The 23,353-nt window shown below is 37.6% G+C and carries 23 protein-coding genes and 1 other annotated feature; of the genes, 15 read left to right on the top strand and 8 right to left on the bottom strand.

Annotated elements, in window-relative coordinates:
• The first annotated feature begins 542 nt into the window (after positions 1–542).
• From rpmH to mnmG, 6 genes are all read left to right on the top strand, one after another.
• Entirely contained in the window at positions 543–677 is a 135-nt protein-coding gene (rpmH, locus tag IGI66_RS13820; protein ID WP_006703104.1) for a 50S ribosomal protein L34, read from the top strand.
• A gap of 137 nt (positions 678–814) precedes the next feature.
• A complete protein-coding gene (rnpA, locus tag IGI66_RS13815; protein WP_086306000.1) occupies positions 815–1,150 on the top strand; it encodes a ribonuclease P protein component in 336 nt (111 codons plus the stop codon).
• Positions 1,151–1,167: 17 nt separating this feature from the next.
• Positions 1,168–1,989, top strand: a complete 822-nt coding sequence (locus IGI66_RS13810; RefSeq protein WP_010782266.1) for a YidC/Oxa1 family membrane protein insertase — start codon at positions 1,168–1,170, stop codon at positions 1,987–1,989.
• 61 nt (positions 1,990–2,050) lie between these two features.
• Positions 2,051–2,809, top strand: a complete 759-nt coding sequence (gene jag / locus IGI66_RS13805) for an RNA-binding cell elongation regulator Jag/EloR (protein WP_010782267.1) — start codon at positions 2,051–2,053, stop codon at positions 2,807–2,809.
• Positions 2,810–3,026: 217 nt separating this feature from the next.
• Positions 3,027–4,424 carry a tRNA uridine-5-carboxymethylaminomethyl(34) synthesis GTPase MnmE gene (mnmE, locus tag IGI66_RS13800; protein WP_114525176.1) on the top strand — a complete coding sequence of 466 codons (1,398 nt, stop codon included), beginning with the start codon at positions 3,027–3,029 and terminating at the stop codon, positions 4,422–4,424.
• 17 nt (positions 4,425–4,441) lie between these two features.
• Entirely contained in the window at positions 4,442–6,343 is a 1,902-nt protein-coding gene (mnmG, locus tag IGI66_RS13795; RefSeq protein ID WP_301517134.1) for a tRNA uridine-5-carboxymethylaminomethyl(34) synthesis enzyme MnmG, read from the top strand.
• Positions 6,344–6,510: 167 nt separating this feature from the next.
• Here mnmG and aroD read toward each other — a convergent pair whose 3' ends face one another.
• From aroD to IGI66_RS13780, 3 genes are all read right to left on the bottom strand, one after another.
• Positions 6,511–7,263 carry a type I 3-dehydroquinate dehydratase gene (aroD, locus tag IGI66_RS13790; protein ID WP_301517135.1) on the bottom strand — a complete coding sequence of 251 codons (753 nt, stop codon included), beginning with the start codon at positions 7,261–7,263 and terminating at the stop codon, positions 6,511–6,513.
• Between the two features lie 10 nt (positions 7,264–7,273).
• On the bottom strand, positions 7,274–8,152 hold the full coding sequence (locus IGI66_RS13785; protein WP_114525173.1) for a shikimate dehydrogenase: 879 nt from the start codon (positions 8,150–8,152) through the stop codon (positions 7,274–7,276).
• Positions 8,153–8,323: 171 nt separating this feature from the next.
• Complete coding sequence (locus IGI66_RS13780) at positions 8,324–9,532, bottom strand: MFS transporter (RefSeq protein ID WP_301521262.1); 1,209 nt, start codon at positions 9,530–9,532, stop codon at positions 8,324–8,326.
• 148 nt (positions 9,533–9,680) lie between these two features.
• On the opposite strand from IGI66_RS13780, the gene IGI66_RS13775 reads away from it, so the two are divergent.
• From IGI66_RS13775 to IGI66_RS13745, 7 genes are all read left to right on the top strand, one after another.
• Complete coding sequence (locus tag IGI66_RS13775; protein WP_010782273.1) at positions 9,681–10,571, top strand: LysR family transcriptional regulator; 891 nt, start codon at positions 9,681–9,683, stop codon at positions 10,569–10,571.
• Between the two features lie 119 nt (positions 10,572–10,690).
• Complete coding sequence (rsmG, locus tag IGI66_RS13770; RefSeq protein ID WP_438849265.1) at positions 10,691–11,404, top strand: 16S rRNA (guanine(527)-N(7))-methyltransferase RsmG; 714 nt, start codon at positions 10,691–10,693, stop codon at positions 11,402–11,404.
• A gap of 66 nt (positions 11,405–11,470) precedes the next feature.
• Positions 11,471–12,238 (top strand): ParA family protein, encoded by a 768-nt coding sequence (locus tag IGI66_RS13765; RefSeq protein WP_010782275.1) that lies wholly within the window; start codon positions 11,471–11,473, stop codon positions 12,236–12,238.
• On the top strand, positions 12,225–13,115 hold the full coding sequence (locus tag IGI66_RS13760; protein WP_010782276.1) for a ParB/RepB/Spo0J family partition protein: 891 nt from the start codon (positions 12,225–12,227) through the stop codon (positions 13,113–13,115). Before IGI66_RS13765 ends, IGI66_RS13760 begins: the two co-directional genes overlap by 14 nt.
• A gap of 47 nt (positions 13,116–13,162) precedes the next feature.
• Entirely contained in the window at positions 13,163–13,357 is a 195-nt protein-coding gene (locus IGI66_RS13755; RefSeq protein WP_438849264.1) for a DUF951 domain-containing protein, read from the top strand.
• Between the two features lie 33 nt (positions 13,358–13,390).
• Positions 13,391–14,491, top strand: a complete 1,101-nt coding sequence (gene ychF, locus IGI66_RS13750) for a redox-regulated ATPase YchF (protein ID WP_086306009.1) — start codon at positions 13,391–13,393, stop codon at positions 14,489–14,491.
• Between the two features lie 13 nt (positions 14,492–14,504).
• Positions 14,505–15,209 (top strand): DUF1129 domain-containing protein, encoded by a 705-nt coding sequence (locus IGI66_RS13745; protein ID WP_288227327.1) that lies wholly within the window; start codon positions 14,505–14,507, stop codon positions 15,207–15,209.
• A 127-nt stretch (positions 15,210–15,336) separates the two neighbouring features.
• On the opposite strand, the gene IGI66_RS13740 is transcribed toward IGI66_RS13745, so the two are convergent.
• Together IGI66_RS13740 and IGI66_RS13735 are read right to left on the bottom strand one after the other, a co-directional pair.
• Entirely contained in the window at positions 15,337–16,047 is a 711-nt protein-coding gene (locus IGI66_RS13740; RefSeq protein WP_438849263.1) for a DUF4811 domain-containing protein, read from the bottom strand.
• Positions 16,044–17,510: an MDR family MFS transporter gene (locus IGI66_RS13735; RefSeq protein WP_438849262.1), complete on the bottom strand. Its 1,467-nt coding sequence runs from the start codon at positions 17,508–17,510 to the stop codon at positions 16,044–16,046. Before IGI66_RS13735 ends, IGI66_RS13740 begins: the two co-directional genes overlap by 4 nt.
• 142 nt (positions 17,511–17,652) lie before the next feature.
• Between IGI66_RS13735 and IGI66_RS13730 the strand changes: the two genes are divergently transcribed.
• Together IGI66_RS13730 and guaB are read left to right on the top strand one after the other, a co-directional pair.
• Positions 17,653–18,135 carry a MerR family transcriptional regulator gene (locus IGI66_RS13730; RefSeq protein WP_438849261.1) on the top strand — a complete coding sequence of 161 codons (483 nt, stop codon included), beginning with the start codon at positions 17,653–17,655 and terminating at the stop codon, positions 18,133–18,135.
• A 95-nt stretch (positions 18,136–18,230) separates the two neighbouring features.
• Positions 18,231–19,715, top strand: coding sequence for an IMP dehydrogenase (guaB, locus tag IGI66_RS13725; RefSeq protein WP_010782283.1), 1,485 nt, complete (start codon positions 18,231–18,233; stop codon positions 19,713–19,715).
• Between the two features lie 61 nt (positions 19,716–19,776).
• On the opposite strand, the gene serS is transcribed toward guaB, so the two are convergent.
• The 3 genes from serS to IGI66_RS13710 form a co-directional block, all read right to left on the bottom strand.
• Positions 19,777–21,057 carry a serine--tRNA ligase gene (serS, locus tag IGI66_RS13720; RefSeq protein WP_438849260.1) on the bottom strand — a complete coding sequence of 427 codons (1,281 nt, stop codon included), beginning with the start codon at positions 21,055–21,057 and terminating at the stop codon, positions 19,777–19,779.
• Positions 21,058–21,101: 44 nt separating this feature from the next.
• Positions 21,102–21,311, bottom strand: a binding site (T-box leader).
• 30 nt (positions 21,312–21,341) lie between these two features.
• Positions 21,342–22,523, bottom strand: a complete 1,182-nt coding sequence (locus IGI66_RS13715; protein ID WP_114525165.1) for a sensor histidine kinase — start codon at positions 22,521–22,523, stop codon at positions 21,342–21,344.
• A complete protein-coding gene (locus IGI66_RS13710; RefSeq protein ID WP_010782286.1) occupies positions 22,513–23,202 on the bottom strand; it encodes a response regulator transcription factor in 690 nt (229 codons plus the stop codon). Before IGI66_RS13710 ends, IGI66_RS13715 begins: the two co-directional genes overlap by 11 nt.
• Positions 23,203–23,353: the final 151 nt, after the last annotated feature.

The raw sequence follows: 23,353 nt of genomic DNA, 5'->3' as shown, positions 1-23,353 counted from the left end.
ATAAGTCGCCTCCTATATTAATAAAATTCAGATAGCCTTACTTTATCATTTTTTAAAAAAGTTTTCCACAACCTAAAACGAATTAACAGGAGTTTCCTTTTTCCACAAAATGTATAAAAATTCAAAAAGTTTTCCGCGAGCATGGAAAAAGATATGCACAGTTGATTGGATGTCTGTTAAAATTTCTCTTTTTCCACGAACCGATACACAGGAAACAGAAAAGAAACGTATTGATAGGAAAAGAGTAAAAGGACTTATGCACAAAACTTATCCACCATGTGCATAAGTTTTTAAGAGACTAAATTTTTGGGGAAAAACGTCTTGAAAATTCTATTCATCTTTTTTTAAAAAAAATGTTTTGCACAACTTATAAGGAATTATCCCCAGTTTTTGTGGATAATTTTTTTTATTCTTAAACACTCCTTCTTAATTAAATGCTTTATTTAGAGACTCTTTTTTATTTCATTATTGACAAAGTAGGGGATCAGTCGTTATAATATTCGGGTATGTCTATGTAATGTTAGCTATGGAGGTGTATTTAAATGAAAAGAACTTATCAACCAAATAAACGTAAACGTCAAAAAGTTCACGGTTTCCGTAAACGTATGAGCACTAAAAACGGCCGTCGCGTATTAGCAAGCCGTCGTCGTAAAGGAAGAAAAGTACTTGCTGCTTAAGCCACTGCCGGTCAGTGGTTTTTTTTGTATCCAAAATACGCTTCATAATGAATTTTTCTAGTAAATAAGGATGATTCCTTAATTTGAAGTATGGTATTATTGTCAGGTATAGATTTAAAGGAAACGAAGGAAGCTAGATGAGAAAAAAATATCGGGTCAAAAAAGAACGAGAATTTCAAACAGTATTTCAAGAAGGTGCTTCTTTTGCGAATCGAAAATTCGTAGTTTATCGTCTAGAACCTTCTGGTCAAAAACATTTTCGAGTAGGTTTATCTGTTGGTAAAAAAGTTGGAAATGCCGTTGCGCGAAATCAAGTAAAACGTCAAATTAGATCTGTTTTGCAAGAGTTGAAATCAGATTTACCACCAATAGACTTTATCGTCATTGCACGGCCAGCTACGAAAGATCTGCCTCATGATGAAATGCGTTCAAATCTTATACATGTTTTGAAATTAGCGAAAATACTAAGTTAGGAAGGAAACAGATTTAGGTGAAGAAATATAAAAAAATATTATTGATGGCAGGAATGGTGAGTCTTGTTTTCCTATTGTCTGCTTGTGGAACGGGTGAAGTTAGCGCCCAGAGCACAGGGATGTGGGATCGATACGTTGTTTATTACTTTGGACAAGCAATTAAAGGCTTATCGTTTGGAAATGTCGGGATCGGGATTATTTTATTTACAATCATTATCCGAATCATTTTGATGCCATTGATGCATTTCCAAACAAAAAGTATGCGTAAAACGCAAGAACTACAACCAAAAATCAAAGAATTGCAACAAAGATACAGCACTCGTGATCAAGAAACACAACAAAAGTTACAAGAAGAAACGAAAAAGCTTTATGCGGAAAATAATGTGAGCCCTTACGCAGGCTGTTTACCATTACTTGTTCAAATGCCTGTTATGATGGCCTTGTATCAAGCGATTTTGCGAATTCCAGAATTGCGTTCAGGTCATTTCATGTGGTTGAACTTGAGCCAGTCGGATCCTTACTTTATTCTGCCTATCCTTGCAGCTGTCTTTACTTTTGCGAGTACTTACTTATCAAGTATGAGTCAGATCGAATCAAATGCTTCAATGAAAATCATGAACTTTGCAATGCCTGTAATGATTTTTGTTATGGCGCTGAATTTGGCAAGTGGTTTATCACTGTACTGGGTGATATCGAATGCTTTCCAAGTAGTTCAAACGCTATTAATCAATAATCCTTTCAAGATCCGTCGCGAAAGAGAAGAAGTAGCAAGACAGATTCGAGAAAAAGAACGGGCACTGGAAAAAGCAAAACGTCCGAAGAAAAAACGTAAAAAATAGAAAATGCTGAATTAGCTTAAATAAAAGTAGTTTATTGCTTATAAATAAGGAGGTTTAGAAAATGCCTATTTATGAAGGTCCAACGATCGATGAAGCAATTTCAAAAGGATTGCACGCTTTGGGGATGCCAAAAGAAGAAGTCGATATTGAAATTTTAGCAGATGCAAAAAAAGGATTTCTAGGAATGGGAAAGAAAGACGCAAAGGTCTCGATTGAACCAACCAAGAATGATATTTCTGAAGAGCCTGTTGAATCAGTAGAAGTACCTGTAAAAAAGGTTGTGGAAGAAGAAAATACACCTTTATCTGATAGTGAAGAACTATCAGAAACTACGAATCAATTAGTGGATTTAGATGCAGAGGAAGCGATAAAAGAATTAGCCCTTTATTTGACTGACATTACGAAGGGGATGGGCGTGCCAGCGTTAGTTAAGATCCAACATGAATCTAATGGATTGATCGTCATGAATTTAGAAACGAACAAACAAGGAATGCTGATTGGAAAACATGGTAAAATATTAAATGCTCTTCAATATTTATCGCAAGTCTTTCTCCATCGTGTTGCCAAAGATAAATTATCAGTGGTGGTAAATATTGGTAACTATCGTCAAAAACGCGAAGAAGTTTTAACTCGTTTGGCTCAGCGCACTGCTGAGAAAGTGAAGGAGACAGGTCGACCAGTCTTTTTAGAACCGATGCCTGCTTTTGAAAGAAAAATGATCCATTCGGCTTTAAGCAAGGATGAGTATATTAAGACTCATTCAGAAGGCGAAGATCCTTATCGTTATCTGGTTGTTGAACCGGCGAAAAAGTATTTTTAAATAGAGAAGCTGCCCAAGTTGCTTGGAGCAGCTTTTTTATTTATTAAAAATTGAAGAAGTAGAGTTATTTCAGCGTGGACGCTTGAATTGTCAAAAAAAATATGCTAATCTTACACCAGAATTTTGTAGATAAGCAGTCAAAGTGCTCAATCTACTCCTTTATTAAGGGGTGGAGTAGGCACTTTTTTTATGCTTTTAAGCAATAGGAGGAAAAATAGTGGCAGAGATTACCTTGGAATTTGATACGATTGCAGCAATTTCAACGCCCCCAGGTGAAGGCGCAATCAGCATTGTGAGATTAAGTGGCGATCAAGCAGTAACTATTGCGGATAAGGTGTATCGTAGTGGGAAAAAAAGTTTATCAGATGTGCCATCACATACCATCCATTATGGACACATTATTGACCCTGTGGAGCAACAGGTCGTGGATGAGGTAATGATCAGTGTTATGCGCGCACCGAAAACATTTACACGTGAAGACATTGTTGAAATTAACTGTCATGGAGGTATCGTGGTAGTCAATCAATTACTACAATTGATTTTACGTTCAGGGGCACGCTTAGCAGAGCCTGGTGAGTTTACTAAAAGAGCATTTTTGAATGGACGGGTGGATCTATCGCAAGCAGAGGCTGTGATGGATTTGATTCGAGCAAAAACGGATCGAGCAATGAGCGTTGCGATCAACCAGCTTGACGGTAATTTATCGCATTTAATTCGTCAATTACGACAAGAAATCCTAGGGACGTTAGCACAGGTTGAAGTAAATATTGATTATCCTGAATATGATGATGTAGAAGAATTAACGACACAACTACTATTAGAAAAAGCACAACAAGTTGGACAGCAAATCGACGCTTTACTATTAAATGCAAAGCAAGGAAAAATCCTGAGAGAAGGACTTAGCACGGCTATTATAGGTCGACCTAACGTTGGGAAATCCAGTTTGTTAAACTATTTGCTGCACGAGGAAAAAGCGATTGTAACAGAAATAGCTGGGACAACACGAGATGTGATAGAAGAATATGTCAATGTTCGTGGAGTGCCGTTAAAATTGATCGATACAGCGGGTATTCGGGAGACAGACGATGTGGTGGAAAAAATCGGAGTTGAACGTAGTCGCAAAGCGTTGAGTGAAGCAGATTTAATTTTGCTAGTCTTGAACCAAAGTGAGGCGCTCACTACAGAGGACAAAGAATTACTTAAAGCAACGCAAGGTTTAAAACGAATAATTCTACTAAATAAGACAGACCTTCCAAGTCGACTATCTCAAGAAGAACTTAATATGTATCTTGGGACGGATGAAGTTTTTGCCATCTCAGTTTTAGAAAAAGCTGGCTTAGATCAATTGGAAGAAGCGATCGCTAAACTTTTCTTTGGTGGTCAGACCGGTGAAAAAGATGCTACTTATGTATCAAATACGCGTCACATCGCCTTGCTTGAAAAAGCGGGACAATCCTTAAAGGAAGTACGCAATGGAATCCTAGCTGGTATGCCGGTGGACTTAGTTCAGATCGATATGACTCGCTGTTGGGACTATTTAGGTGAGATTGTTGGAGACAGTGTACAAGATGAATTAATCACTCAATTATTTAGTCAATTTTGTTTAGGAAAATAGAGAAAAGGAGCAATTACGTGGAATATCAAGCAGGAAATTATGATGTCATTGTTGTCGGAGCTGGGCATGCTGGTTCGGAAGCAGCGTTAGCAGCTGCACGAATGGGACAAAAGACGTTATTGATTACAATCAATTTGGACATGGTAGCCTTCATGCCATGTAATCCATCTATAGGTGGGCCAGCAAAAGGTGTTGTTGTACGAGAAATTGACGCACTTGGTGGAGAAATGGGCCGCAATATTGATAAAACATATATTCAAATGCGGATGTTGAATACCGGTAAAGGTCCGGCTGTGCGTGCGTTACGCGCGCAAGCAGATAAACATGCCTATGCGGAAGAAATGAAACATACTATTGAAAAAGAAGAAAAATTAACCTTGAAACAAGGTGTAGTCGATCGTTTAGTAGTGGAGGATGGTATTTGTAAAGGCGTCGTAACTTCTACAGGTGCGGTTTATTCAGCACAAGCAGTCATTATCACAGCAGGTACAGCTTTACGCGGAGAGATTATTATCGGCGAATTGAAGTATTCTTCTGGTCCGAACAATTCACAGCCCTCAATTAAATTAGCTGACCATCTACAAGAATTAGGGTTAGAGATTCATCGTTTCAAAACAGGAACGCCCCCTCGGGTAAAATCAGGCTCTATTGATTACAGTAAAACAGAGATCCAACCAGGAGACGAAAAACCAAATCATTTTGGTTTTCAAACGCCTGATAGCCAATACTTACAGAATCAAATTCCTTGTTGGCTGACATATACAAACCTAAAGAGTCATGAAATCATTCAGAATAATCTGCATCGCGCACCAATGTTTACAGGAATTGTCGACGGTGTCGGTGCGCGCTATTGTCCATCGATTGAAGATAAAATCGTACGGTTTGCTGATAAAGAGCGTCATCAATTGTTCTTAGAGCCTGAGGGACGCAACACGGAGGAAGTGTACGTACAAGGTTTATCTACTTCTCTACCCGAAGATGTGCAAAATGACGTTTTGCATTCAATTGAAGGATTAGAAAAAGCAGAGATGATGCGTACGGGTTATGCAATCGAGTATGACATGGTTGCCCCTCACCAATTGCGTCCAACGCTAGAAACAAAAGCAGTCGAGAACCTTTACACGGCGGGTCAAACAAACGGGACTAGCGGTTACGAAGAAGCGGCAGGGCAAGGGTTGATGGCAGGGATCAATGCGGCATTGAAGATTCAAGGAAAAGACCCCTTTATCATGAAACGCAGTGATGGATATATCGGTGTGATGATTGATGACTTAGTTACAAAAGGAACCAATGAGCCTTATCGATTGCTAACCTCGCGCGCAGAGTATCGTTTAATTTTACGCCATGACAACGCAGATTTACGTTTGACTGAAATTGGACATACTATTGGTTTGGTGGAAGAAGAAGACTACCAAGCTTTCTTGATCAAAAAGGCTCATATCGAAGCGGAGATGGCTCGTTTACGATCGGTTCGGGTAAAACCTACCAAAGAAGTGCAAAGCTTCTTACAAGGCAAAAATAGCGCAGAATTGAAAGACGGTGTTCTAGCGAGTGATTTCCTAAAACGCCCAGAAATTTCCTATCAAGAATTAATGCAGTTTATTGCGTTTAATGAGAACCTTACAGAAAAAGAAATTGAGCAAGTAGAAATTCAAATCAAGTATGAAGGTTACATCAAAAAAGCGATGGAGAAAGTAGAAAAATTGAAGCGAATGGAAGCAAAACGTATTCCAGAGCGCATTGACTACGAGTCAATTAATGGTTTGGCTACAGAAGCAAAACAAAAATTACAAAAGATTCAACCGCAAACAATTGCACAAGCTAGCCGTATTAGTGGTGTAAATCCAGCAGACATAAGTATTTTAATGGTTTATGTGGAGCAAGGAAAAATTGCTAAGGTGAGCAGCGAAGAGGTCTAGAAGATAAAGAAGAAAAGTAATTTGCTGCAAGCATTGAAAACGATCGAGCTTTTTTAAAAAAGGCTCGATCGTTTTTTTTTTAGTCTATTTTTCAATAACCATATGTTAACTTTTTAAATTACAACACAAAAAAACAGGTGAACAATTTCACCTGTTTTTGAAAGAACTTATTGTTTTAATGTCTCTAACATTTTACGTAGTTCAACAACAGGAACTTGTCCTGGCGCGGAAGCAGTTGTAGCCGAACCGAAAGTAGCTGCAGAACCAAAGACTTGTCCTGATACTCGGCTAATCATACCCAACGCCCCCATAGACATGGTTATTAATGGAACTTGCGCATAGGTTTCATACATTTCTCGAGTCGCATCCAGCAAAGTTAAAACATCTTCGGAAGCTGTTGGCATTACCGCAATCTTACAAATATCTGCGCCTTTATCTTGCATTGAACGCAAACGATGGATAATTTCCTCTTTTTCTGGTGTTTTTTGAAAATCATGATTGCACATAATAATTTTTATTTCGTTCTTATGTGCGAGATCAATAAGTTCGTTTACTTGTTTCTCTGGCATAAACAATTCGACATCCAGAAGATTCAAGTTTCCATTAGAAATAATTGTCTTATAGAGTTCAAAATAATCACTCTCTGAAAGGTCGTATACGCCGCCTTCATTTTTCGTTCGAAAAGTAATTAGAAGTGGTTTTTCTAAAATGGCTTTTAAGTTATGAGAAAGAGAAGCAACGGCCTGAAAATTCGAAACCTGCTCAAAAAAATCGATTCGCCATTCTACCAGATCACAATCTAATGTATGAATCAATTCGGCTTCTTTTTCTAACTCTTCTGCGGTATTGCCTACCATCGGGACAATGATTTTTGGAAGACCGTCACCGATCGTAATGTGATCAACGGTTACTGTTTTCATTTCTTTCCTCCTAATCTTTGAATAAAAGATCTTTAATGTAGTCAACAGGCATATCTTCACCCGTAAATAATTTAAAAGCGGCTGCTCCCTGATAAAGCATCATACCAAGTCCATTGATCGCTTTTTTTGCGCCATTTTCTTTCGCAAATTTCAATAATTTCGTTTCACGCGGAGAATACACAACATCAAAAACAACTAAGTCTGGACGTATAACTGCGGGATCATTAATCAAGCTTGTGTCTTCTAGAGGCTTCATGCCTACACCTGTTGCGTCAATATAAATACTGCTTTCCGAAATAGAAGTTTTAAATGCTTCTTGATCAGCTAGATCAGTAATAGTTGCTTTACATTCAGTATTTTCATTGATCTTACGTACTGTTTCTTCAGCATTTGAATAAACAGTATCATGAATATTGAAAATTCTTAATTCCTTTGCTCCATCAAAAGCAGCTTGAATGGCAATTGCTGTCCCTGCACCGCCAGCTCCTGTCAAAGTAATAATCTGTCCTTTTACCTCGACTCCTTCATCTTTCAGAGCTTCCATCGCACCAATACCGTCAGTATTGTAACCTACCAGATGCCCTTTCCCATCAACATTCGTTACGGTATTTACTGCACCAATTAAAGTTGCTTCTGGGGATACTTCATCTAGATAAGGGATAATGGCTTGCTTATTAGGCATGGATACATTCGAACCACGTATTCCTAAAGCACGAATGCCTTGAATGGTATCCTTCAGCTCCTTGTTTCCAACTTCAAAAGCTAAATAAGCGTAATCAAGTCCCAATTTAGCGAAAGCTTCATTGTGCATCGTAGGAGACATGCTGTGGCGAATTGGTGTTGCGATCAAACTAATCAATAAAGTGTGTCCAGTTAAGCGTTCTGTCATGGGTAAATTCCTCTTTTCAATTTTTTTGTTCGTAGTTTCTCAAGCGAAGCGTTTTATAAAAAAAATGATTATGAAAAAAATCACAAGTTATTATCTTTATTTTAAAAGCTATTCCTTTGAAAAACTAATGCTTTATATTGATGAAACTAATAAAGCAAATAAATAAAACGACTAGTTTAATACTAGTCGTTTTATCAATTTCGTATATCGATGAACGATGACGAGCGAAGCTGCTAACCCGATAATATTTAGAAGAAAAACGAACCAAAAAACGTAGGTGATCTTCTGCTCGCTGAGAACGCCGGTTATATAAGGCGTGACCATAATAGAAATGGAGGTTGCTAATGAATAATAGCTCGTGCATTTTCCCTTCTTTTTAGGAAATAATTCCAACATTAGCGCTAGCCCTAATTGCCAAATGCCACCTGCTGCGAAGATACCTATGCAGATTGCGGCTAGAACGATTGTCAAAAAGCTTGGATAAATGAGCATGGAAAGCAGTGCTAGCCCAGAAATTGAAAGGCAAAAACTGATAAATTTCGGAATGCTAATCCCTTTTTTAACAATCCCTGAAGTAAAGAAAACAGAAATAAAAGATCCGGTGCTATAAAGGCTTACGAAGATCAAGCTATTCTCATGAGAGACGATGCGCATACTTTCAGCGTATTGAGGAATCCATAAAATAAACACATTAAATAAGGAGACCGATACAAATGAGAAAATCAGTAAAGCAATCCCATCGATTTTAAAGTTTCCTCGATTTACTAGCGTATTTTTTGTTGAAGTATCCGTGTCTTTTTTTATGATCGTTGTAGACGTTGGAAACCGAGCAAATAATAAATAAGCCATATTAGCCAAAAGACATAAAGCGCAGAGAATAAAAGGCCAACCAAAAAACAGATTGTGTTGTAATAAATAGCGTGTGATAAAAGGCAGCAGAAATTGTCCAAGAGAAATAAACGCTTTATTCAATACGCTTAGAGAACTGTTTACCCTCTCATCAGGATAAGCTTCAACCAATGTTGGATAGGTACTGGTATCAAGAAACGCATTGCTAATACCGCCAAACATGGCTAGGAAGAATGCCAATTGATAATTTGAACTCAACAACATACCACAGAAAAAGATTATATATGAACCTATAGCAATCAACACTGTCTTTTTGCGACCAAATCTATCCGAAAAGTAACCAGAAAAGTAAAGACTTAAAATTCTCCCTAATCCAATAGCGCTCATAACCAGTGTCACTTGAGCAGTAGTAGCTTGCCAGTGTATTTTTAAGCTTGTCATGTTTTGCGACAATAGAATGGCAGCCATCCCCTGAAAAACATAGTTGAAGTACAAGCTAGAAATTAAGAAACGATAATTTTCTTTTTTCACAATGAGACCCCTTTCATGTGATTTATTTCACTTGAAGTCACCCACATAATAACCCACAATTGTCATAAAAACTAATGATTTATATCGATAAAATTGATAAACTCTATCTATTAAATGAATAAATTTTATACTTAGAGAGGTGAGTAAAGTGAACTTACGGCAATTGGAATTTTTTGTAACATTAGCACAAACAGAGCATATGACGCAAGCCGCGAAAGATTCAAATACATCACAACCAAATATTAGTCATGCGATGACGATGCTAGAGCAAGAGATCGGAGTCACCTTATTTGAAAAAAAAGGAAGAAATATTCAATTAACACGTCACGGGCGGATTTTTTATGAATATGTTGCACCGGCATTAGCTGAAATCGAAAAGGGGCAACGAAAATTGCAAGAAATGGTTGATCCAGACTCAGGAGAAATTCAGTTCGGATTTATTTTTACTATGGGAGCGAACTTAGCCCCAAAATTGACACAATCGTTTCATCAAAAAGGACATCAAAAAATTAATTTTGAGTTCCAACAAGGAAATTCCAATCAAATTATTCAAATGCTGCTTGAAGATTCTATTGATATTGGCATTTGTTCAAAGGTAAGCAACGACCCAGAATTGATTTACCAAATATTGACGCAGGAAGAGATGGTGGTAGTCGTACCCTTGGAACACCCGTTGTCAAAATTTGATACGATCTCTCTATCACAGACAAGTGACTATCCCTATGTTTATTACAGTAAACAAAGTGGTTTACGTCCGTATTTAGATCAACAGATAAAAAATAGCGATTTAAATTTAGAAATTGTGTGTGAATTGGAGGAAGACCACAGTATTTTGGGTTTTGTAGGTCAAAATTATGGCATTGCTATTATGCCTGATATCCCGTCAATTAGTTCATTTCCGGTAAAAAAAATCGCTATCAGTGATGTTTTGGAGGATCGTAATATATACTTAGCGGTGAAAAAAAATAATTTAGAAATTCCCGTGTTAAAAAAGTTCTATGATTTCTGTTTAAAAAATGCGAATAAAAATTGGAGTTAAAGCTTTCTTAATCTCATTGTGAAACATACGTAAACCATTGCATGTAAAGCAATAATAAGTTAAAGTAGAGAATAGTCTGTGAAACATTTTGCTGTTTCACGAATATGAAAGGATTTCTTATGACACCAGAAGAATTTCAAATGGAATTAGAGAAACAGGGGATTGAACTATCCGAAAAACAGATGGCTCAATTTGACACCTATTTTCATTTATTGGTTGAGTGGAACCAAAAGATGAATCTCACGGCAATTACAGAACATAAAGAAGTATATCTGAAGCATTTTTATGATTCTATTACGTTATCTTTTTCTGACACGTTCAAGCCGCTGGGGAAACTATGTGACGTAGGATCTGGCGCAGGATTTCCTAGTCTGCCATTAAAAATTATTTTCCCTGAACTAGAAGTTACGATTGTCGATTCTTTGAATAAACGAATCACTTTTTTGACATCCTTAATAAAGGCATTAGAATTAGAAAAGGTTGATTTATATCATGATAGGGCTGAAACGTTTGGACAAAATTCGAATTTTCGAGAAAGTTATGATTTTGTGACTGCTCGAGCGGTTGCACGATTAAGTGTTTTATCAGAACTTTGTTTGCCATTGGTTAAAAAGAACGGCTATTTCTTTGCCCTAAAGGCAGCTCAGAGTGAGGAAGAGTTGGAAGAAGCTAGATCAGCGATCGCTCTATTGGGTGGAAAATTGATTCAAGCGGAAGATGTTTCGTTGCCAAATGGTGATACGCGCCATATTATCACGATACAAAAAAAGAAGGAAACACCTAAAAAATATCCACGTAAACCAGGTTTGCCTAATAAGCAACCGTTAAAATAAAGGATATTCAATTTATTTTCGATTAATGGAAATAGATTTAATTTGTACGAACTAGGAGGAAATTAGATGGCACGGATCATATCTGTTGCAAACCAAAAAGGCGGTGTTGGAAAAACAACGACAACCGTCAATTTGGGTGCGTGCTTAGCTTATGATGGTAAAAAGGTCTTGCTGATTGACAGCGACGCACAAGGAAATGCTACAAGTGGTTTAGGAGTGCGTAAACCGGACGTAAAACAAGATATTTATGATGTTTTAGTCAATGAAGTTCCTATTAAAGATACAATTATTGAGACATCGCGAGAGAATTTATCCATCGTACCGGCTACTTTGCAGTTGGCTGGGGCAGAGATTGAATTGACTTCTATGATGGCAAGAGAATCACGCCTGAAGAGCGCTTTAGCAGAAGTAAGTGATGATTATGACTTCATTTTAGTTGATTGCCCCCCATCTTTAGGGCATTTGACGATCAATGCATTCACGGCAAGTGATGCTATTTTAATTCCTGTTCAATGTGAATACTATGCATTGGAAGGGTTGAGTCAGCTGTTAAATACAGTTAGATTGGTTCAAAAACACTTTAATCCTGGACTTGAGATTGAAGGTGTTCTCTTAACGATGTATGATGCACGAACAAACCTTGGTGCAGAAGTGGTAGAAGAGGTCCGTCGTTATTTCCAAGAAAAAGTTTACGATACGATTATTCCAAGAAATGTCCGTTTATCTGAAGCACCTAGTCATGGAAAGCCGATCATTGATTATGATCCACGTTCAAAAGGTGCCGAAGTTTATCAAGCTCTAGCAAAGGAAGTGTTAGTTCGTGAGCAAAAATAAAGGATTAGGCCGAGGGATCGATGCCTTGTTCCAAGACCTTTCTGAGATTGAAGAAGTCGATATGAAAAAGGATCAAGTTATTGAGATTCCATTGAGTGATTTGCGTCCAAACCCCTATCAACCACGGAAATCTTTTGATGAAACGACATTACAAGAATTAGCCAATTCGATTGAACAATCGGGTGTTTTTCAACCAATTATTGTTAGAAAATCGGCAGTTAAAGGATATGAGCTGATTGCTGGAGAACGTCGTTTTCGTGCATCTAAGTTAGCAGGAAAAGAAACAATTCCAGCGATTATCCGTGAGTTTGATGAAGAAGCGATGATGCAAATTGCAGTATTAGAAAATTTGCAGCGTGAGGATCTAAACCCGTTAGAAGAAGCGGAAGCTTATGAAATGCTGATGAAAAATTTAAAATTAACACAAGCAGACGTAGCCAACCGTTTAGGAAAAAGCCGACCGTATATCGCCAATTATTTACGTTTGTTAACCTTGCCTAAATTAGTAAAAGAGATGGTACAAGATGAACGTTTATCAATGGGACAGGCTCGAACGCTATTGGGATTAAAGAAAAAGGATCAGATTTTAAAACTGGCCAATCGCGCGGTTAAAGAAAATTTGACTGTTCGTCAATTAGAACAAATTGTTAATGAATATAATGAAGGAAAAGCGAAAGACAAGAAAAAAGGTCCTCGTTTGACGAAAGAAAAGCCTTACTACTTACGAGAAAGTGAAGACCGTTTGATGGATAAATTTGGAACAGGTGTCGAAATCGTTGAAAAAGACGGAAAAGGCAAAATTGCGATCGAATATTTATCACCTTCAGACTTAACACGTATCCTAGATATTTTAAATATTCATTTCGATGAATCCTGATCATTACTGAAAATGACTATTGAATATGAACGAGGAGGGTTTGCCAGATGTATGATTTAGGTGATATTGTTGAAATGAAAAAACCGCATGCTTGCCAGACAAATCGCTGGGAGATCATTCGTATGGGTGCGGATATAAAGATAAAATGTGTCAATTGTGGTCATATAGTTATGATGACACGACGTGATTTTGAGAAAAAAATGAAAAAAATCATTGAGAAGAAAAGTGATTCTGCTCAATAATAATTCCTTAGTAGAGAAAGAGTGAAGTAAAACATGGCCTTAACAGCCGGAATCGTAGGATTGCCCAATGTTGGTAAATCTACCCTATTTAATGCAATTACTAAAGCGGGAGCAGAAGCTGCCAACTATCCTTTCGCAACGATTGATCCAAATGTCGGGATGGTAGAGGTGCCTGATTGGCGCTTAGAACGTTTAACTGAATTGGTTCATCCCAAAAAGACAGTGCCAACAACCTTTGAGTTTACAGATATCGCTGGTATCGTAAAAGGTGCTAGTAAAGGCGAAGGACTAGGAAATCAATTCTTAAGTCATATTCGCCAAGTAGACGCTATTTGTCATGTGGTACGTTGCTTTGATAATGAAAATATTACCCATGTAGAGGGTCGTGTTGATCCGTTGGAAGATATCGAGACGATCAACTTAGAATTAGTCTTGGCGGATCTAGATTCTGTCAATAAACGCTATACACGTGTAGCAAAAGTTGCAAAAACAAAAGAAAAAAATGCGGTAGCAGAGTTAGCTATTTTAGACAAGTTGAAACCTGTACTAGAAGAAGGACAATCAGCTCGTACGATTGAGTTTACTGAAGAGGAAGAAAAGATTGTCAAAAGTTTATTCTTATTAACAAGTAAGCCCGTGTTATATGTCGCGAATGTTGATGAAGATACGGTAGCTGATCCGGATAGTAATGAGTATGTTCAAATTGTTCGTAATTTTGCTGCTGGTGAGCATTCTGAAGTCATTGTTGTTTGTGCGGAGGCGGAAGAAGAAATTGCTGAGCTAGAAGACGAAGACAAGGCTGAATTTTTAGAAGCAATGGGAATCGAAGAATCTGGACTTGATCAATTGATCCGTACAGCATACGATTTGTTAGGATTAGCAACGTATTTTACAGCTGGGGAACAAGAAGTTCGTGCATGGACTTTCCGAAAAGGAATGAAGGCTCCTCAAGCAGCAGGAATCATTCATACCGATTTTGAGCGCGGATTTATACGTGCTGAAACAGTATCTTTCGAAGATTTAGATAAATATGGCAGTATGCACGCTGCAAAAGAAGCAGGGCGCGTCAGATTGGAAGGAAAAGATTACGTTGTACAAGATGGCGATGTAATGTTGTTCCGTTTCAACGTTTAGGAGGAAAGAAACAATGGAACCAGAAAAATTACAAGCGCTACAAGCTGAGAATATTCAACTTGAAGCGAAATTAACTAAACGTAATGAGCAGTATATTTTTGACTTGAAAAAATCCTTAAGAGCAGCTAACTTAACGGAGGAACAAACAATCACGGCCTTGAATGAGATGCTGCCGGTCTTAGTTGAAGAACAAAAAACAGGGAAAACAGCACGTCAATTGTTCGGTACTGTTTCAGAACGGCTAGATGCAATCGTTAATAGACCTGTTGAACAAAAAAAATCTACCACAGCTTCATTAATGTGGCTAGATAACTTCTTGTTATTATTTGGGCTTTTGGGAATAGTATCGGGTATTATGGGTCTGTTTGTTTCACGTGGAACACAAGCTGTTACCTATGGTATCACTGCTTTAATCGTTGCCTCAGCTGTGGGAGGCCTAGTTTTTTATATGATGTACTTGTTTGTTTATCAATATGAACAACCTGGTGCAGATAAATCAAAAAAACCTAAAACTTGGAAGACCATTCTTTTATTAGTATCTGTAACGCTCGTATGGTTTTTAGTATTCAACGGTGCGGCATTGTTACCACCATCATTGAATCCTATACTTGATCCAATCGTTTTGATTGTGCTATCCGGGCTTGCACTTGCTTTACGATACTACCTAAAAAAACGTTTTGGAATTATCAGCAGTCTAGCTACTGCACCAAGAAAATAACAAAAGGGGCAACGTTCATCTTTCAGACGTTGCTCCTTTTGTATATCTACCTATACGGAATAACTAAATTAAAAGAACAGAACAAACAAAAAGACTATACCAAAATTAAATTGGCATAGTCCTTTTTTTATTCTTTTTCTATTTTAGCAATTAATTTAGCCATCGCTTGATGTTGATACTCAGAAGTTGCTTCTTGGATGATCTTCTGTTGGGTGGTTTGATCCATTGTTGGGTTTTGCATCATAGCTGTTTTAACTTTTTCTTGGACAAATAATTTAGCATCATTTTGCATAGTACTCTTATTTTCTTGCGCTAATTTTGCTAATTTTTTTGCCTGAGTTGTACTTAAAACGAACCATTCGTTTTGAACATCAAAGGTATTTCTTTCTTTGACTAATTGATGATTTTTGCTAGATAGTCCAAACCAGAATTTGGTAGTATCATTTTTGTATACCCAATAGGTTTTCTCCGTTTTTAACTGAGATTTCTTTTGATTCGTTTTTACGATATTGCTAACATGATCTGCTCCAGTTGTTTTTGGCTTTTTCTGGGAGTCATTTGTTTTATATAAGTAAATCTTTTCTGTACCATCTCCGAGAGGCTGGTATAACAACATATTCATATCTTTGTTGTCGGCTGTTGAAAGAAGGGTTTGTGTTGTTGTTTCAGTCACTTTTTTCATCCCATAATGGTAATGATCATTCGCTGTAATGAGGGCGAGACTGATTAAAAAGATACCCGCAAAGATTATCGAAAGAACGGTTTGCCAAGTTTTTTTAGCAAAGATGTTCGTTAATGCGAAAGCTAATACACTAATAATTGTTACAACAAAAATCATTGTGTCATACCTTCTTCCATTTTTTTATTGGTTTTCAGGAAAAAAGTGATGATAAAACCTACGACACCAAATAACACAGCGACATAAAAAGCGGCATGATAACCAGAGAGTGTGGCGTTAATTGCCTGATTTTTATAAGACAACGGTAGTGTTTTCAGTAAGTGCGCTGCAGGTAAGTTATCTTTTGTAACATTTGTTAATACACTTATCAAAATAGCTGTTCCGATAGAACTTGCAACTTGACGGAACGTATTGTTCACGGCTGTCCCGTGGCTGATTAGATTCATTGGTAAAGCATTCATTCCTGAAGTAGTGACAGGCATCATAACCATCGAGATACCAAACATACGCATTGCATATAAAATAACGATCATAGCAATAGGTGTTTCAGCAGTTAAAAAGGCAAAAGGTAGAGTAGCGGCTGTCAGGATCAACATTCCACTAATTGCTAATCGTTTGGCACCGTGTTTATCGAAGATAGCACCAGTTATCGGCATCATCAATCCCATGACCAAAGCCCCGGGCAACAACATCAACCCCGAGTGGAAAGCAGATTCTCCACGAATATTTTGAATATATAGGGGAAGTACCATTTCAGCGCCCACCATTGCCATATTTACGACACCACTTAAAATAGCAGCAATTGTAAATATAGGCGATTTGAATACACGTAATTCCAAGAAAGGATGCTCTAACCTTAGTTGTCTCCATACAAACAAACCAATCACTATAACACCAACAACTAAAAAGCTGATAACTTTTGCGCTGCCCCAACCGTCATTACCGACAGAAGAAAAGCCATATAGCAGGCTGCCAAAGCCGACTGTTGATAATATGGCTGATAATATGTCGATACTTGGATTGGATAGCTGAATGACGCTCTTCATTAAGAAGAGGGCAAGTACCAAAACGAAGATTACGATTGGAATGACCATACCGAACAGGTCGCGCCATGTATAGTGATCAATAATCCAACCAGAAAGAGTGGGGCCTAAGGCTGGAGCAAGTCCAATAACGATTCCGGCCATTCCCATTGCTGAGCCGCGTTTTTCTGGAGGGAAAATTGAAAGCATAATGTTTTGTAATAACGGCATTGAAATGCCGACACCCGCCGCTTGTATTAATCGTCCTATTAATAAGGTAGAAAAATTTGGTGCGACAAAACAAGTAATCGTGCCGATCAAGAAGATTGTCATTGCGGTCAAGTACAACCTTTTCGAGCTAAATTTATTGATCAGCCAAGCGCTGATGGGGATCATTATCCCGTTTACTAGCAAGAAGCCAGTTGTCAGCCATTGAACACTAGAAGCAGATATATCAAAAGCTTTCATTAGTGCAGGAAAAGCTGTTGTTAACAATGTTTGATTTAAGACCGTACAAAAAGTTCCTATTAATAGTACAACGACTAATAAAGAACGATTGTAGGGTTTTCCGTAAATATCGACCGTTTGTTTATTACTCACGATCTAACGCCTTCTCTCTATGAAAATTTTCAGAAACAATAAATGTTCGTTTGTTACTTTACTGCTATTTTATTTTTTTGTCAACTTACTTGACACGGTTGTTATCGAAAGTATAATCATAAAGTGAAGAGAGGGATGCGTTTTGAAGAACAATACGGTTAAACAGCTCCTAGAAAGCGATGAATTATTAGTAGGGATCAGTGAATTAAGTAAAGTAACGGGTGTTTCACCTAGACAAATTCGCTATTGGGAGCAAAAAGGCTATGTTGAATCGACCGGTGAAAAAAGCGGGAATCGAAAATTTAGATTGCCAATGGTAATTAAGGTAGAAATTATCAAGCATTTTTTAGACGAGGGATACACACTGACTGCAGCGGTTGAAAAGGCACAAGAGCGACAGGAGAACATTCATCAGGCTAAGATATTGATACGTGAAGTATTTAAGGGGATACAGAATATTGAGGATCGTTATACAGTAATCTCTCTAGATGATTTCTCAAATAAAGAGGGTTTTTATTTGATTCGAGACAACAAGACAAACCAAGCAACGTATCAGACGCTTCTATCAGATGAACCAATCACGACAGAATTACTCGAAAAATGGTTTGAATCAGCAGAAAAATAAAGGTTAGATGAGGATTTCAACACAAGTTGTTGACTTCACTCGTGCATTCTGTTAGTTTTTTTATTAAAAATAATTCTGGGGAGTGGTTACGAACAATGTCTAATTGGGAAACGAAATTTGCAAAAAAAGGTCTGACATTTGATGATGTTTTATTGATTCCGGCGGAAAGTCATGTATTGCCAAATGAAGTAGATATGAGCGTACAATTGGCGAAGAATATCAAGTTGAACATTCCATTAATGAGTGCAAGTATGGATACTGTAACAGATAGTAAAATGGCAATCGCTATGGCCCGGCAGGGTGGCCTTGGAGTCATCCATAAGAATATGAGTGTTGCTGCCCAAGCAGATGAAGTTCGTAAAGTAAAACGTTCAGAGAGTGGTGTGATCATTGATCCATTTTTCTTAACACCAGAACATAAAGTACAGGATGCGGAAGATTTAATGAGTCGTTACCGTATTAGTGGCGTTCCGATCGTAGAAACGTTAGAAAATCGAAAATTAGTAGGTATCATAACAAACCGAGATATGCGATTTGTAACGGATTATGACATGCTAATTAATGATGTCATGACCAAAGAAGGTCTTGTAACAGCGCCAGTAGGAACAAAACTACAGGATGCTGAGAAAACATTGCAAAAACATAAAATCGAAAAATTACCGATTGTTGATGATGAAGGACGATTAAGTGGTTTGATCACTATCAAAGATATCGAAAAGGTAATCGAATTTCCAAATGCGGCAAAAGATGAACATGGCCGACTGTTAGTGGCTGCAGCTGTCGGGGTTACCAGTGATACTTTTGAACGGGCGGAAGCGCTGCTTAAAGCAGGTGTTGATGCAATTGTCATCGATACCGCTCACGGCCATAGTGCGGGTGTTTTACGCAAAATCAGCGAAATTCGGAAAACGTTCCAAGACGCTACTTTAATCGCAGGTAATATTGCAACTGCTGAAGGAGCAAAAGCATTATATGATGCTGGAGTTGATGTCGTAAAAGTAGGTATTGGCCCTGGTTCAATCTGTACAACACGTGTTGTTGCCGGCGTTGGTGTTCCTCAATTAACGGCAATCTACGACGCAGCTTCTGTTGCTCGTCAATACGGCAAAGCAATTATAGCGGATGGAGGAATTAAATATTCTGGGGATATCGTTAAAGCTTTGGCAGCTGGCGGACATGCAGTTATGCTCGGTTCAATGTTAGCTGGAACAGATGAGTCTCCAGGTGAATTTGAAATTTACCAAGGGCGTCGGTTTAAAACGTATCGTGGTATGGGATCATTAGGCGCAATGGAAAAAGGATCTAGTGATCGTTATTTCCAAAGTGGTGTCAATGAAGCCAATAAATTAGTACCAGAGGGTATTGAAGGACGCGTTGCTTATAAAGGAACTGCAGCAGATATTATTTTCCAAATGATCGGTGGATTAAAAGCTGGTATGGGCTATGTTGGTGCAGGTAATTTAAAAGACCTTCGAGAAAATGCACAATTTGTTCAAATGAGTGGGAATGGATTGAAAGAATCACACCCTCACGATGTTCAAATTACTAAGGAAGCACCAAACTATTCAGTTGAACAATAAAAATTAGTACGGCTTTATATATAAAAACAGCGACTTCATAAAGTAGAAGTCGCTGTTTTTTTTAATTTCCTTTTTTAATGACTTTTGTATTACCCATATAAGGGACTAATACTTCTGGAATGGTAATCGAACCGTCCTCATTTTGGTAGTTTTCTAAAATAGCAGTTACTGTACGTCCGACAGCAAGGCCAGAACCATTCAAAGTGTGCGCATATTGAACTTTACCATCTTCGTCACGATAACGAATCATCGCGCGACGAGCTTGGAAATCTTCACAGTTTGAGCAAGAGCTAATTTCTCGATACGTATTTTGAGCAGGGACCCATACTTCTAGATCATATGTTTTGGCAGCCGAGAATCCCATGTCGCCAGTAGATAAAGTAATAACACGATAAGGCAGGTTTAATTTTTGTAAAATCACTTCTGCGTTTTGAGTCATTTTTTCTAACTCATCATAAGAAGTTTCTTTGTCGCTAAACTTAACCATTTCTACTTTATGGAACTGGTGCAAACGAATTAACCCGCGAGTATCACGACCTGCACTGCCTGCTTCAGAACGAAAAGAAGGAGATAGGGCAGTAAAATAAATTGGTAAGTCCTTACCATCTAAGATTTCATCTGCATAATAGTTAGTCAAAGGAACTTCAGCAGTTGGGATCAAAGTTAGATCGCGATCCTCCACCTGAAAGACATCTTCTTTAAATTTAGGAAACTGTCCCGTACCAAACATTGATTTACTATTGACCAAATAAGGAGTAATCATTTCAGTATACCCTTGCTCATAAACGTGCTCATCTAACATAAAATTATAAACAGCACGTTCTAATCGAGCGCCTAATCCTTTGTAGTAAACAAAGCGGCTTCCCGAAACCTTTGCACCGCGTTCGAAATCTAAAATATCAAGGTTTTCTGCAACTTCCCAATGTGGTTTTGGTTCGAAAGAAAATTGACGCGGAGTACTCCAGCGACGAACTTCCACATTGTCGTCTTCATCTTCACCGACGGGTACAGAATCATGAGGCAAGTTTGGTAAGGTTGTTGTGATTTCGGTTAATTGTTCATCAATACCCGCTACCTGAGTATCGAAATCTTTGATTTTAATACCAACTTCCTTCATTTCAGCAATTTTATCAGCAGCATCATTTTTTTCACGCTTCAATTTTGCAATTTCATTTGAAACATCATTACGGTATTTTTTTAACTCTTCCGTTTTTACTAAGAGTTGACGGCGTTTTTCATCTAGATCTAAGAAGCGCTTTAAGACGTCTTCCTTTACGCCTCGAGTTGCTAATTTTTCATTTACTTCAGAAAAGTTATTACGAATCATTTTTACATCTAGCATTATTTTTCCTCCTTTAAAATAAAAAACACCGTCTCATCCCGTTAAATAGGGACGAAACGGTGTTGAATTTCGCGGTACCACCCAAATTCAGCAAAAGCTGCACTTGAACGACGTATATCGACGTCAACCGGTTTTTCTTTCAAAAAACACAGACATTGAAACTGGATTTCTGTAGAATGTTCTGTTGATTTCCACCAGCCATCAACTCTCTAAAAAAACAAAACTACGTACTTGGTTTCCTGCGTATCATATTGAGACAAGTATAAGCAATTGGAAAAATAAAGTCAATAATTATCTGGAAGGGTCTTCAATTGATTCTTATAGAGCGGTAAATGAATGATAAAAGACGTCCAATCATTATTTGACTGTGCGTAAATATAACCACCATGTAAATTGACGATATTTTGAGCAATAGCAAGGCCTAATCCGGTACCACTGATTTCTTGAGAACGAGAGCCGTCAACTCTGTAAAAACGATCAAATAATTGATCCAAAGCTTCTCTAGGAATAGGTTCTCCATTATTTTTGACAGTTACGACAGCTTCATTTTTTGTTTTTTCTATCTCAATGACTATTTTATTAGCACCAGTGCCGTATTTTAAGGCGTTTGTAATTAGATTATTAAACACGCGGACGAGCTTTTCGGTATCGCCATCCATAACTAATTGGCTTTCCTTTGTATCAACTTGAATCAGAATATTCTTTTTCTTAGCTTCTAGTTCAAAATCAGCGGCGAGTTGCTCCAATAGCTGTACCATGTCAAAAGAAACATTATTGACTGGAACAGAAGGTTGACGCACCTTCGAATATTCAAATAAGTCTTCTACTAAAGATTTCATTTGTTTAGCCTTTTTATAGGCAATACTGGTATATTTGAGAATTTCTTCGTCATTTTGGTATTGACCGTCTTCAATTAAACCAAGATAACCAATGATTGAAGTTAATGGCGTACGGATATCATGACTGACATTCGTAATTAATTCGTCTTTTGATTTTTCAATTTCGCGTTCATCCTCAATAGCGGCAACGGTACTGTCTACTAGCCCGTTAATACTGTCAACGACCTTACTAAGATCTCCACGCAATTCAAATGGAATCCGATAATCATAATTTCCATTGGCAATATAATGCAATTCATTAATGATATGACGTAATTGCATCTGTCTATAGCGTCTAATTAAACGCCAGAAAACAATGAGAATATCAATAATAATAAAAAGAGGAATAACAAAATTACGTCCACTCCAGAAAATGTCGCTTCCAAAATTACTAGCGAAAATATCCTTTGAACGATAAATTGCATCACTCAAATCGGGAGAGTTGCTGAGCATCTGAGTAAAAAGTACCATAATTGCTACATTTAATAGAAGCAATAAGATGACAGTAACAATTCCTTCAGCAATTAATTCGCTGACCTCTTTTGAAGTAAGGGTAATACGTTTCTTCTTTTCTACTTTATTTGGCATCTATTTTATAACCCACACCCCAAACGGTTTGGATCACTTTTTCACCATCAGTCGCTTCTTCGATCTTATCACGTAAGTGGCTGACATGGACCATGACCGTTTTTGCTGAGACGATACTTTCTTGTTTCCATACACGTTCAAAAATTTCGTCCGCACTGAAAACACGATTGGGATGACTTGCTAATAAGTAAAGAATTCCAAACTCTAGGGCAGTTAGTTGAATTTCTTTTCCATCGACCGTCGTTACTTCGTGTGAATCTTTATTGATAATCAAGGATTGAATTTCAAGAATGTCTGGTTGATCTTCAGCAACGTGCATCTGTGTTCGACGTAGCAGAGACTTCACTCGCGCCATCACCTCTAAAGGGTTAAACGGTTTTGTTACATAATCATCAGCACCAGCGACTAATCCTTTGATTTTGTCCATATCTGTTGTTTTAGCAGTAAGCATTATGATAGGGATTTGAGATTCCTTTCTCAATTCTTTAACAACTTGCATGCCATCCATAACGGGCATCATAATATCTAATATAAGTAAGTCGATATCATTTGTTGTACGAAGTTTGCTTAAGGCTTCTTTTCCATCATATGCTTTAACAACTTCATAACCTTCGTTGTGTAAATAAATACTCAGCAGTTCTACAATTTCTTTATCATCATCTGCAACCAATACTTTCATTAAATGTTCCTCCGTCCATAAAAAAGTAATTACATCCATATTTTACCAAAGAAATCACGGGAAGGCGAAAGACAGCATCATGAGTTAAGGAAAAATCAAAAATAAAATGACGAAGATTAATTTATTATAGCAAAGAAAAGAGTGCTTTCTA

Source organism: Enterococcus sp. AZ048 (genome assembly GCF_051715125.1).
GTDB lineage: Bacteria > Bacillota > Bacilli > Lactobacillales > Enterococcaceae > Enterococcus_A > Enterococcus_A gilvus.
The sequence above is the reverse complement of the archived record's forward strand: the minus strand, read 5'-3'. Positions and strand labels throughout refer to the sequence as shown.